The sequence below is a fragment of the Sphingomonas zeae genome (assembly GCF_014197135.1).
In the GTDB taxonomy this organism is placed as follows: Bacteria; Pseudomonadota; Alphaproteobacteria; order Sphingomonadales; family Sphingomonadaceae; genus Sphingomonas; species Sphingomonas zeae.
In genome coordinates, this window is the sequence record NZ_JACIFA010000018.1 from 48971 (window position 1) to 60399 (window position 11429).

Consider the following 11429-nt stretch of genomic DNA (forward strand, 5'->3'; position numbering starts at 1 on the left):
GCGGCTATATTCGCATCATGGACATTCAGCGCAGCGCCGCCCAGCCCAGCACGGCCCCCACCGCCATCCGGCGCGAGGACTATAGCCCCCCCGCCTGGGAAGTCCCGCAGATCGCGCTCGACTTCGCGCTGGACCCTGCCGATACCCGCGTCCGCGCCGCGCTGACCGTCACCCGCAGCAGCCCGCACGATATGCCGCTGGTGCTCGACGGAGCCGGACAGATGCCGCTGTCGGTCAAGGTCGACGGCGTCGCGGTCAATGACTGGCGGATCGAGGGCGAGCAGCTGGTCGTGCCGCTGACCGGCGACCATCACGTCGTCGAGACCGAGGTTTCGATCGCGCCCGAGAGCAACACCCAGCTGATGGGCCTTTATGCCTCGGGCGGCAATCTGTGCACCCAATGCGAGGCCGAAGGATTTCGCCGCATCACCTGGTTCCCTGACCGTCCCGACGTGCTGAGCGTCTATCGCGTTCGCATGACCGCGGACCGGCGGCGCTATCCGGTGCTGCTGGCCAATGGCGATCCGGTAGCGAGCGGCGAGAATGACGACGGCACGCACTGGGCGGAATGGCACGACCCCTTCCCCAAGCCGTCTTATCTCTTCGCGCTGGTCGCGGGCGATCTGGCGGTCAACGCCTCGACCTTCACCACGATGAGCGGGCGCGAGGTGCGCTTGGGCATCTGGGTGCGCGCCGCCGACCTGGCCAAGACCGACCATGCGCTCCACGCGCTGAAGCTCTCCATGGCGTGGGACGAGCGCGTCTATGGCCGCGAATATGACCTGGACGTGTTCAACATCGTCGCGGTCGACGACTTCAACTTCGGCGCGATGGAGAATAAGGGGCTGAACATCTTCAACAGCCGCTACATCCTCGCCGACCCCGACACCGCGACCGATTACGACTATGACGCCGTCGCCGCCGTCGTCGCGCATGAATATTTCCACAACTGGTCGGGCAACCGGATCACCTGCCGCGACTGGTTCCAGCTTTCGCTGAAGGAAGGCTTCACCGTCTATCGCGACCAGTGCTTCTCCGCCGACCAGGGATCGGCGGCGGTCAAGCGGATCGAGGATGTGCGGGGCTTGCGCGCCAGCCAGTTCCCCGAGGATTCCGGGCCGCTGGCGCATCCGGTGCGCCCGGAAAGCTATATCGAGATCAGCAACTTCTACACGGCGACCATCTACAACAAGGGGGCCGAACTGATCCGCATGATGGCGACCATGCTGGGTCCGGTCCGGTTCCGCGCGGCGACCGACCTGTATTTCGATCGCTTCGACGGGACGGCCGCCACCTGCGAGGATTTCGTCGCCTGTATGGAGGAGGCAGGCGGCATCGACCTGTCGCAATTCCGCCTCTGGTATAGCCAAGCGGGTACGCCGCGCGTCTCGGCCGGACTATCCCACGAACCCGGCGGCGGCCGCGCCGAGCTTCGCCTCGCCCAGCATGTCCCCGCCACGCCGGGGCAGAGCGTCAAGCAGCCGATGCTGTTGCCGCTCAAGGTCCGGCTGTTCGGCGCAGAAACCGGGCGCCCGCTGACCGACGAGCGGCTGATCCTGCTCGACCAAGTGGCCGAAACCATCACCTTCGAGAGCGTAACCGAGCGCCCCGTCCTGTCGATCAATCGCGGCTTTTCCGCCCCCATCGTGGTCGAGAGCGACCGGACGGCGGAGGACCTTGCCTTCCTGTCGGCACATGACGACGATCCCTTCGCCCGCTACGAGGCGATGCAGCAGCTGATGCTCGACACGCTGGTCGCAGGCACGATCCACGGCGAGGTAAAGGGGCAGGCGGTGATCGACGCCGTCACCCGCACGCTGGAGGCCGAGGGGCTGGAGCTGGCCTTCCTCGCCGAGGCGGTGTTGTTGCCGTCGGAGAATTTCATCGGCGACCAGCTCGTCACCGTCGACCCCGATGCGATCCACGCCGCACGCGAAACGCTGCGCACACAGCTGGGCCGCGCACTGTTGCCGACCTGGCGGCGGCTCTATGCCGAGCTGGCGCAGGGGCGTTACGTCTATTCGCCCGAGGCCAAGGGGCGGCGTCGCCTGCGCAACGTCGCGCTCGGCTATATCGCGGCCAGCGGCGCGGAGGATGCCGCCGCGCTGGCGTTCGCGCAGTTCGAGGCGGCGGACAATATGACCGACCGGCAGGCGGCGCTGACCACGCTGGTCAGCTCCGACGCACCCGAGCGCGAGGACGCGCTGGCGCATTTCCATGCGCGCTATGCCGGTAACGGGCTGGTCCTCGACAAATGGTTCCAGACCCAGGCGCTGTCGTCGCGCAGCGATACCGGCGCGGTGGTCGAGCGGCTGGCCCAGCATCCCGACTTCACCCTGGCCAATCCCAATCGGGCACGCGCGCTGTTGGGCGCGTTCGGGGTGAACCAGCGCGCGTTCAACGCTGCTGACGGATCCGGCTATCGCTTCCTGGCCGAGCAGCTGATCGCGCTCGACCGGCTCAACCCGCAAACGGCGGCCAAGCTCTTGCCGCCGCTCGGCCGCTGGCGCCGGTTCGACGCCAAGCGCTCAGGGCTGATGCGCGCGGAGCTGGTGCGGATCGTCGAGACGCCGGGCCTGTCCAAGGACCTGTTCGAGCAGGCCTCGAAGAGCTTGGACTGATCCTCCCCTGAAAGGGGAGGGGGACCATGCGAAGCATGGTGGAGGGGGAGCGCCACACGGGACGTCCTATGGGAAAAACCCCCTCCACCGCCCTGCGGGCGGTCCCCTCCCGTACCGGGGAGGATTATTTGGCCTGCAAAAACCCTTCCATCACGATCCAGCGGTAGAAGGCATCGAACCAGCCGGTGCTGGTCGTCTTCTTCGGATACATACCGAAGCCGTGGCCGCCCTGGCCGTAAAGATGGAATTCGACCGGTTTCTTGGCCGCCATCCATTGATCGATCAGGCCGAAGCCCTTGCCCGCAAACAGCGGATCGTCGGCGGCGATCGCAGCGAACATCGGCGGCGCGTCGGCGGGCACCGTCATCGGCTGGAGCGGGCCATAGATATCACCGATAAAGGCGGGCTTGGCCTGACCGTCGAGCACGGTCGCGACGGTCAGCATCGCGCCCGCCGAAAAACCGACCATGCCGATCCGGTTGGGATCGACCTTCCACGCGCCTGCGCGCTGGCGGACCAGCGCAAAGGCGGCGCGGGAATCGGCGATCTGGGGAGCCAGGCCCTTCAGCGCTTCCTCTGGATTCGGCCGCGCGGTGGGGCGCGCCACGCTGGAGAACATCGCGGCCATCGACTTTTCAAACTCGCCCATGTCGGCGGGCGTCTGGTTCAGCCGGTATTTCAGGACGAAGGCGGCGATGCCGCGATCGGCCAGCGCCTTGGCGACGTCCCAGCCTTCATTCTGCATCGACAGGGTACGAAAACCGCCACCGGGGGCGACGATGACCGCCGCGCCCGTCGCCTTCGCGGGATCGGGCAGGAAGGGAGTCAGCGTCGCTTCCGTCACGTTGCGGGCGAAGACGCTGTTATACTGGCTGTGCCAGCTTTCCTTGTTCTTGGCGCCCGGCAAGGGGCCGGTGTTCAGCGGAATGGCGGCCGGTTGCGCGGGTATGGCGATAGGCGCCATCTTGTCGGCCTGCGCCATGGCGGGTGCCGCCACCGAGAGCGTTAGCAAAGCGGCCAGCGCATGGCTGGCCCAGCGTTTGGACTTCATATCCCCTCCTGTCCTCCGTGGGTTATGTCCCTACGATCGAGGGTGGATGGTACGCTTCGGAGCGTGAGGCGCAAGGGCTAATGTTAAGGCTAACAATTTGAATTAGTGTGCGTGGCTTAGGCGTCGACTTCGCTCATCCTGGATGGAGTTCGGTATCTGGGGTTGTTCAGCTTGAGCAAAGTCGACGGCCAACGGAGACCCTCAGAACAACCGCCCCCCATTGGGCACGCGCAAATCCGGCGCGATCAACACCACCTGCCCGTCCGCATCGGGAAAGCCCAAGGTCAGCACCTCGGACATCATCGGCCCGATCTGACGCGGCGGAAAGTTCACCACCGCCGCCACCTGCCGCCCGACCAGCGTCTCCGGCGTGTAATGCCGGGTGATCTGCGCCGAAGAGCGCTTCACGCCGATGACCTCGCCGAAATCGATGGTCAGTTTGATCGCGGGCTTGCGCGCCTCCGGGAATGGCTCGGCGGCGATGACGGTGCCGACGCGGATGTCGACCGCCAGGAAATCCACGGTCCCGATCCGCTCGGCAGGCGCGTCAGAAGTCGACATTGTCGTAATGCGACGGCGGCGTGACCATCTCCATCCGCTCGGACAGCAGCGGGCGGAAGGACGGACGGCTCTTCAGCCCGCGATACCAGCGCGCGGTCTGCTCATGCCCCTTCCAGTCGATGCCGCCCAGATAATCGGCGACCGAAATCTGCGCCGCCGCCGCCAGATCGGCCAGACTCATCGTCGCCCCGCCCAGCCAGTTGCGATGGTCGAGCAGATAATCGGTATAGTCGAGATGCCCGACGGCCGCCTTCATCGCCTCGCGCAGGCCCTTGGCATCGGGGCTGCCGGTGCGCGCGACGCGCTTGACCATGCGCTCGTGGAGCAGCGGGCCGGTCACGTCCTGATAAAAATGCGTGTCGAACCACGTCACCAGCCGCCGGATCTCGGCGCGGCCGACGGCGGTACCGTTGATCATCGCCGACTTCTCGACCGTCTCCTCGAAAAACTCCGAGATCGCCATCGAGTCGACCAGGAGCACGCCGCGCTCCTCGTCGACCATCACCGGGGTCTGCCCGGCGGGGTTCATGTCGAGAAACTCGTCGCGCCGCTGCCACGGCGATTCGCGCACCAATTCATAGCCGACGCCCTTCTCGCCCAGCAGCAGACGGACCTTGCGGGAAAAGGGACAGAGCGGGAATTGGTAGAGTTGCCACATGCCGCCCACTTAAGCTGGCAAGACACGCGACGCCAACCCCGCCGACGATGTTTTCACCTCTTGGCCCGCGCAGGGCGGCGCTTTCATGTTCTATTGCGCGCGGCGCGGCGCAGGCGACGCCGCCCCAGCACGATGCCGCTGATCGACAGGGTCAGCCCGCCGCCGCATCGACCCAGTAGAAGTCGCGCTGCACCAGCCAGTCGCTCGCCACCCGCCGTCCGCCACCCGCCGGGCACCAGTATTGTGGCGCGCAACGGATCGGCGGCGTGGCCCGGTCAGAACCCGGCACGAAGCGTCACGTCGAATGCCCGCGGGCGGCCCAATATCCATTGCTGGTCGCCATAGGCGGTGACGGCATAGGGTTTGTCGAACAGATTATAGACTCGCAGATCGACCGCCACGCTCTGGCTCAAGGCATAGGATAAGGTGGCGTCGACCGTCGCATAGCCGGGGATGCGGAACGCCTCGCCATTGTCGGAGAAGCGCCGCCCGACATAGCGCAGCCCGGCGCGCGCCTGTAGCTTGGCCGAGGCATTCCAGCGCAGCCAGAGATTGGCCAGCGCCTCGGGCACGTTTGGCGGGGTGCGGCCGCTATAATCCACGCCGCCCGAACGGAAATCGTCGAACCGCGCATCAAGCAGCGTGCCGTTCGCGTCGATCCCGAAGCCCTGTGGCAGGTCGAGCGTCACTGCGGCTTCCACGCCTTGCGACGATCGCTGCCCCACCTGCTCGACCGGGCTGCCAAGCGTGCGCTGGGCGAGCAGCCCCGTCTTGACGATCCGGTAAGCCGCCAGCGTCGCGGTGCCGTGGCCGTTCAGGAACAGCCATTTGGCCCCCGCCTCGACCTGATGCCCGCGCGCATTGCTGAACTGCACCTGCCCGGTCGACACGGTGGTCAACGTGCCCAACGGATCAACGCCGGTGGCATATTGCGCATAGAGGGACAGGGTCGGCACCGGCCGATAGACCAGCCCCACACGCCACGTCGCGTTGCGGAACGTCTTTTCCAGCACGAAGCGATCGGGCGTGGCGACGGTCCAGCGGCGGACATTGTCCACTTCGTAACGGACGCCGCCGATCACCGACCATTGGCGCCCCAGCGTCACCCGGTCCTCGGCGAACACCGCCAGCGCGGTGGTGCGAGTGCGATAGCGCGGGGCGATCCCCTGCGTATCCAGGAAGCGGCCGGGATCGAAGGCGAAGGGATCGACCCCGTCGACCTGTTCGACCGAGCCAAAGTCATTCTCATGGGTGAAGCGGACCAGATTGGCGTCCACCCCGACGACCAAGGCATTGGCGATGCCCGGCGCGATCCCCGTGCGCCACGTCACGCTCGCCTGATCGCCCCATTGGGTCAGGTCGTGGCGAATACCGTAATTGCTGCTCCGCCGGATGGTGCCGGGGGTGCCGGTCGTTCCGTCCGCGCAAGCGCCAGTGGCGTCCACCCAGCAATAGCTTTCCAGATTCCGCCAGAAACGATCGCTGGTCAGGACATAGGCGATATTGGAAAGGCTGACCGAGGCGCTGGGCGTCCAGTCGACCCGGATCGAGGCGCGCTCGTCACGGAACCGCATCCGCGCATCACCGACATTATAGTTGCGATCCCGCACCCGCAAGTCGAGCCGCCCGTCGATCAGCGGAGTGCCGAAATAGGTCATGGGCCGCTGGTCGCCATGATCGCCGCGCAGCGTCACCGCCAGCGTCGAGGACGGCGTCCAGCGCAGCGTGCCCGACAACGCGATGCTGTCCGAATGTCCCCGATCGACATAACCGTCCGACCGGCGATAGCTGGCATCCACGCGATAGCCGAGTGTCGGGGTGAGCGGCCCGCCCAGCCCGGCGGCAGCGCGGAAACTGCCTTGCGCGCCATAGCCGATTTCGGCCTGGCCATGGGTCTGCGCGGTGGGCGCGCGCATCGCGACATTCACCGCGCCACCCAGCGCCCCCTGGCCGTAAAGGACCGAGGCGGGGCCGCTGAGTATGTCGATCCGCTCGACCATCCAGGGATCGGTCGGAAAGGTGATCGTCCCCGCCGCCGGGAACAGCCGCACGCCGTCGACCAGTTGCAGCACCGACCCCTGCCCGGAAAAACCGCGCGCCGCCAAAGCGGTGCCGCCATTGCCGGGGTCCGCAACGCTCGACAGACCAGGCGCGCGCGTCTCCGCCTCGACGATCGACAGGTCGCCGCGCGCGCGGATCGTGCCTCCGTCCAGCGAGGCGATGCTGGCGGGTGTCTCCAGCGGCGTCAGACCCAAACGGCTGCCCGTCGCATTGGGTGTGTCCAGCGCGGGCGCGCCCCGCGTGCCGATCACCAGCACGGTGGGATCGCCCGCCTGCTCCACGAGCTTTTGTGCCCCTGCGTCCGTCGCCCCCAGCAGGAGCGCTGCGCCACCCCACAGGACCAGATGGACCGGCCCGTATCTGTTATGATATATCATTATTTGGCTCATAGCGTCTTGTCGCGAACAAGCCGAGGTCTTCCGATCGTTGCCGAACGGCCGGATGCCTTGCGTGCGGCACGCCATTTTCCGCATTCCACAGGGCCACCCATGCGCCTCCGCCACTTATGGCGTCGCTCGTCGGAACGGACCTAGCCTCGACCATCCCCTGGACCGGGCATGAGCGACCTGACGCCGGCAGGTCTCCTGGCTCACGGGTCATCGCGGGACCATGCGCCTTCCCAGGTTGCCCCAGTGGCTGGATCGTACCAATGGCCGATCCGTGCATCGCCGCTCACCGCTTACAGTTGCAGGGACAGCCGCGGATTTGGGGCCGAGCCCCTCACCGTGTTCCCTTTTAATCCCCCTTGTCGGGGGAACCGGCGCGATCATATCGCCGGATCATTCCGGCCCCGTATCGCTAGGCGGAGGGCACCCGATGCGTCAAGCGGGATGAGGTCGGCACGTCCTTGCGCTATGGCGCCCGCATGGCACGCAGGAACCGCTATCTGATCGCGACGATGCCCGACGGCTATGTGAAGACGATCGGCCCGACATCGCAGCCCTTCACCCATTATTGGCGGATCGTCGCCGATCTGGGCGGTGGCAAGACCGAAGTCTTCTGGGGTCACGCCAAGTCACGCAAGGCGGCGATGGCGAACGACGCCGCCATGGCCGAGGCGGTGCGACAGCGCGGTTGGGTGGGGTACCGGTTCGAGGTCGTCGAACTGGTCGAGGCGGACGCGCCAGCCGAGGGGGAACGAAACGCCCCCCGCACAAGGGCAGGCGGCAGGGCCAAGCGTTGACGAAGGGGTGCCCCATTCCCTTGCGCACGGGAACGGGGGAAAGGCAGGAATGTCAGCCCCGATCCTTGCGCCTTGGGGTTTGTTCTGTACCGAGGTGAGGAAATTGTGGACCTCCGCGAAACGCAGGTTGCGACCTGCGCCGTTGCAGGCCGACCAGCCCTGCAACGGCGAAAGGGGAGCATCCGGAGCGATCCTCCTGGCATGACGATCTGCATTCCGGGCTATCTCGGGCGGCATTGCGGGTGCCCGATCGCACCGGCAATGCGAACAGTAACCTTTTGCGAAATCGCCTTGTTTTGTCCTACCATTGTCGGCACGATGCTGTTCCCGACATGGTCGATAGGGGCCAGCGGACAAAGAGGGGATGATCGATGAGGATCGCGCTGGCGGCTGTAACAGCCTCGATGATGACCCCGCTTGTGGCCCTGGCCCAGACCGCCCAGCCTGCGGTGGTCGAGGATTTCCGGCCCTCTCCACTCAACCAGCCAGGCCAGCCATATCCGCAGGTCAATTCACAAGGATACGCCCGTTTCCGCATCACCGCCCCCGATGCCAAGGCGGTGAAGGTCAGCCTCGGGCTGGGCGGGCGCGGCGGTACCGTGCTGACCAAAGGCCCCGACGGTGTCTGGACAGGTACTTCGGAAGGGCCGCTCGACCAGGGGTTTCATTATTATCATCTGACGGTCGATGGCGGTACGTTCAATGATCCGGGTACGCTCAACTTCTACGGCTCGACCCGCTGGGAGAGCGGCATCGAGATTCCCGCGCATGACGCGGATTTCTATGCGCTGAAGGACGTGCCGCATGGCCGGGTCGAGCAGATCCTGTTCTCCTCACCCAGCACGGGCACGCAGCGGCGTGCGTTCGTCTACACCCCGCCCGGCTATGACCGGAACATGCGCGATCGCTATCCGGTGCTCTATCTCCAGCATGGCTGGGGCGAGGATGAGACGGCCTGGTCCAATCAGGGTCATGCCAACCTCATCATGGACAATCTGATCGCCGCCGGAAAGACGCGACCGTTCCTGATCGTCATGACCTATGGCATGACCAACGACATCCGCCCCGGCGCACCCGGCGGGTTGGCGAGTTTCGACATCCGGCCCTTCCAGACGGTGTTGCTGGACGAGCTGATCCCCTATGTCGACGGACATTACCGCACATTGTCCGACCAGCGTCACCGCGCCATGGCCGGGCTGTCGATGGGCGGGTTCGAGACGAAGCTGATCGCGCCCAAGCATCTCGATCGCTTCGCCTATATCGGCTTGCTCAGCGGGGGGACCATGTCGCTGGACGACGTGAAGGCGACGCCGGGCTATCGCGACAAGGTCAAGCTGACCTTTGTCAGCTTCGGCAGCCGCGAGCTGGAAGGGGGACGCAGCGGTCCCCCCGGTGGTCCGCGCAGCGACCCCCGCGCCAATGCCCAGGCGCTGACGGCGGCCGGGATCAAGAACATGTTTTTCGTATCGCCCGATACGGGCCATGAATTCCAGACCTGGCGGCGCAGCCTTCAGGCGATGGCGCCGCTGCTATTCCGGGACTGACGGAAACGGGGCGGCGGTCGTACCGACCACCGCCCCGTTTTCCTGTGTTTAATTCCGCAGGCTGTCCGGCACGATCCCGCCATTCTCGGCCAGCTTCGCCATCACCGCCTTATGGAGCGCGATATTCTGCTCGGCAGAACCGTCTTCGGCGGCGTGGACACCCAGTTCGTTAGCCAGTTCCTTGCGCGCCGACAGGCTGGAATCCAGGTCGAGCAGCTTCAGCAGATCGACGATCGAGCTTTGGTAATTGCCGCCGCCCCCCTTCATCGACGCCATCTCGGACAGGACGGCACCGACATCGACATTTTGCGGCGCAGGGGCAGGTGCCGCGGGAGCGGGCGTGGGGGCGGTGGCCGGAGCCGCAGGAGCCGGAGTGGCGGCGGGCGCAGCGGATGGCGCGGGGGACGCCTGATCCTTACTGCCATGATGGAATATCTTGTTCAGGATATTACCGAAAATGCTCATCGGGTCGTTCCTTCGCTGTTCGGATGGCAATGCGCGCTTCAACGACGCAGCCGCCCGTCTGGGTCCCCGCGATGGGAACGTCGTGGCGCGACAGACGCTTATACCTGATCCGTGTCGCTTTTTCAGAGGTTTGCCATGACCATCCGTTCGACCCTCATCGCCACCACCGCCCTGCTCGCGTTGGCGGGATGCGGCCAAAAACAGGATAATTCGTCGGCCTATGCGACGAACAGCACCGACACGTTCAACCAGGCGGATGCCTCCGCGCCCGGCGCGGCGCAGACCCCGGCCATGGGTGCCTCCCAGAATTTCGTGAATACGGCCGCCGCCAGCGACGCCTTTGAAATCGAGACGTCCAAGCTGGCGCTGAACAACGGCGCCTCGGCTTCGGTGAAGTCCTTCGCCAAGAAGATGATCGACGCCCATACCACCTCGACCGCAAAGCTGAAGACGCTGACCGCCGGGATGACCCCCGCCCTTACTCCCGACCCCACGCTGAACGCCGAACAGCAGCAGACGCTGGACCGGCTGAAGTCGCTCAATGGGAAGGCCTTTGATGAAGCCTATATCGCGGGGCAGGCGGCTGGCCACCAACAGACGCTCGACGCGCTCACGGCCTATGCGACGACCGGCGACGTACCACAGCTCAAGAGCTTCGCCGCCGATCTGATCCCGACGGTGACGGCGCATCTGAACATGGCGAAGGGGCTGAAGGCGTAAAGCCGACCGCGCCGAATGGGACGGTATGGCCGGGCGCCATGTCCGTCCCATCCCTATGGTCGCGCCACGGTCGCACTTTTGATCGCCCGACACTTGGGATTGGGCACCAACGGATCCATCCCCTTTCCTGGGGGCGAAGGCATCGGCGGTGGGCTCTCGTCCATCACGTTGCCGACAAATAGCCGCGCCGCTTGCGCCGGAAATAGGGCTGGAAAACGCGGTGCCACATGTTGGGCAAGATAACGACGGCGTAGTCACGCGCCTTGCCGATCAGCGTGCTAAATAACCTCCGCCATGTCGCCACCCACCACGACAAACTCGACGCCAACGTCCTGTCAGGCGTCACCATTGCGACCGCTCGCCTTCTGGATCTGCCAGCCCTAGGCTCAAATCCGTCCGATCCAGGGAGAGGTCAGCTGTGCACAAAAAAACCGCCGCGGGATGATCCGGGCGGTTATGGTATCGGGAAGTATGGTTGCGGGGGCAGGATTTGAACCTGCGGCCTTCAGGTTATGAGCCTGACGAGCTACCGGGCTGCTCCACCCCGCGCCAATTCTGGAAGGTG

At 65.6% G+C, this 11429-nt stretch carries 10 protein-coding genes, 1 tRNA gene and 1 riboswitch; of the genes, 4 read left to right on the forward strand and 7 right to left on the reverse strand.

Annotated elements, in window-relative coordinates:
* Positions 1 to 17 precede the first annotated feature (17 nt).
* Entirely contained in the window at positions 18 to 2621 is a 2604-nt protein-coding gene (gene pepN / locus GGR45_RS17695) for an aminopeptidase N (protein WP_175310519.1), read from the forward strand.
* A gap of 124 nt (positions 2622 to 2745) precedes the next feature.
* Here pepN and GGR45_RS17700 read toward each other — a convergent pair whose 3' ends face one another.
* The 5 genes from GGR45_RS17700 to GGR45_RS17720 all read right to left on the reverse strand — a co-directional run bounded on the left by GGR45_RS17700 (position 2746) and on the right by GGR45_RS17720 (position 7329).
* Positions 2746 to 3672: an alpha/beta hydrolase gene (locus tag GGR45_RS17700; protein ID WP_175310489.1), complete on the reverse strand. Its 927-nt coding sequence runs from the start codon at positions 3670 to 3672 to the stop codon at positions 2746 to 2748.
* A 201-nt stretch (positions 3673 to 3873) separates the two neighbouring features.
* The gene (locus tag GGR45_RS17705) at positions 3874 to 4233 is read right to left on the reverse strand and encodes a tRNA-binding protein (protein ID WP_175310488.1); all 360 of its coding nucleotides are present in this window, start codon (positions 4231 to 4233) and stop codon (positions 3874 to 3876) included.
* A complete protein-coding gene (locus GGR45_RS17710; RefSeq protein ID WP_007405605.1) occupies positions 4220 to 4891 on the reverse strand; it encodes a glutathione S-transferase family protein in 672 nt (223 codons plus the stop codon). Before GGR45_RS17710 ends, GGR45_RS17705 begins: the two co-directional genes overlap by 14 nt.
* Positions 4892 to 5042: 151 nt before the next feature.
* Positions 5043 to 5180, reverse strand: a complete 138-nt coding sequence (locus GGR45_RS17715; protein WP_175310487.1) for a hypothetical protein — start codon at positions 5178 to 5180, stop codon at positions 5043 to 5045.
* Entirely contained in the window at positions 5167 to 7329 is a 2163-nt protein-coding gene (locus GGR45_RS17720; RefSeq protein WP_175310486.1) for a TonB-dependent receptor, read from the reverse strand. Before GGR45_RS17720 ends, GGR45_RS17715 begins: the two co-directional genes overlap by 14 nt.
* Before the next feature lie 180 nt (positions 7330 to 7509).
* Positions 7510 to 7729, reverse strand: a riboswitch (cobalamin riboswitch).
* An 88-nt stretch (positions 7730 to 7817) separates the two neighbouring features.
* Here GGR45_RS17720 and GGR45_RS17725 point away from each other — a divergent pair.
* Entirely contained in the window at positions 7818 to 8135 is a 318-nt protein-coding gene (locus GGR45_RS17725) for a hypothetical protein (protein WP_175310485.1), read from the forward strand.
* 371 nt (positions 8136 to 8506) lie between these two features.
* The gene (locus GGR45_RS17730) at positions 8507 to 9679 is read left to right on the forward strand and encodes an alpha/beta hydrolase-fold protein (protein ID WP_175310484.1); all 1173 of its coding nucleotides are present in this window, start codon (positions 8507 to 8509) and stop codon (positions 9677 to 9679) included.
* Positions 9680 to 9727: 48 nt separating this feature from the next.
* On the opposite strand, the gene GGR45_RS17735 is transcribed toward GGR45_RS17730, so the two are convergent.
* On the reverse strand, positions 9728 to 10144 hold the full coding sequence (locus GGR45_RS17735; RefSeq protein ID WP_175310483.1) for a DUF3597 family protein: 417 nt from the start codon (positions 10142 to 10144) through the stop codon (positions 9728 to 9730).
* Positions 10145 to 10279: 135 nt separating this feature from the next.
* On the opposite strand from GGR45_RS17735, the gene GGR45_RS17740 reads away from it, so the two are divergent.
* Positions 10280 to 10864, forward strand: a complete 585-nt coding sequence (locus tag GGR45_RS17740) for a DUF4142 domain-containing protein (RefSeq protein ID WP_175310482.1) — start codon at positions 10280 to 10282, stop codon at positions 10862 to 10864.
* A gap of 472 nt (positions 10865 to 11336) precedes the next feature.
* On the opposite strand, the gene GGR45_RS17750 is transcribed toward GGR45_RS17740, so the two are convergent.
* Positions 11337 to 11413 (reverse strand) — tRNA-Met (locus tag GGR45_RS17750).
* Positions 11414 to 11429: the final 16 nt, after the last annotated feature.

Bases quoted from the DNA above. Each gene is read 5' to 3' on its own strand.
- pepN (WP_175310519.1), top strand. From the start codon at position 18: ATGGACATTCAGCGCAGCGCCGCCCAGCCCAGCACGGCCCCCACCGCC.
- GGR45_RS17700 (WP_175310489.1), bottom strand. From the start codon at position 3,672: ATGAAGTCCAAACGCTGGGCCAGCCATGCGCTGGCCGCTTTGCTAACG.
- GGR45_RS17705 (WP_175310488.1), bottom strand. From the start codon at position 4,233: ATGTCGACTTCTGACGCGCCTGCCGAGCGGATCGGGACCGTGGATTTC.
- GGR45_RS17710 (WP_007405605.1), bottom strand. From the start codon at position 4,891: ATGTGGCAACTCTACCAATTCCCGCTCTGTCCCTTTTCCCGCAAGGTC.
- GGR45_RS17720 (WP_175310486.1), bottom strand. From the start codon at position 7,329: ATGATATATCATAACAGATACGGGCCGGTCCATCTGGTCCTGTGGGGT.
- GGR45_RS17725 (WP_175310485.1), top strand. From the start codon at position 7,818: ATGGCACGCAGGAACCGCTATCTGATCGCGACGATGCCCGACGGCTAT.
- GGR45_RS17730 (WP_175310484.1), top strand. From the start codon at position 8,507: ATGAGGATCGCGCTGGCGGCTGTAACAGCCTCGATGATGACCCCGCTT.
- GGR45_RS17735 (WP_175310483.1), bottom strand. From the start codon at position 10,144: ATGAGCATTTTCGGTAATATCCTGAACAAGATATTCCATCATGGCAGT.
- GGR45_RS17740 (WP_175310482.1), top strand. From the start codon at position 10,280: ATGACCATCCGTTCGACCCTCATCGCCACCACCGCCCTGCTCGCGTTG.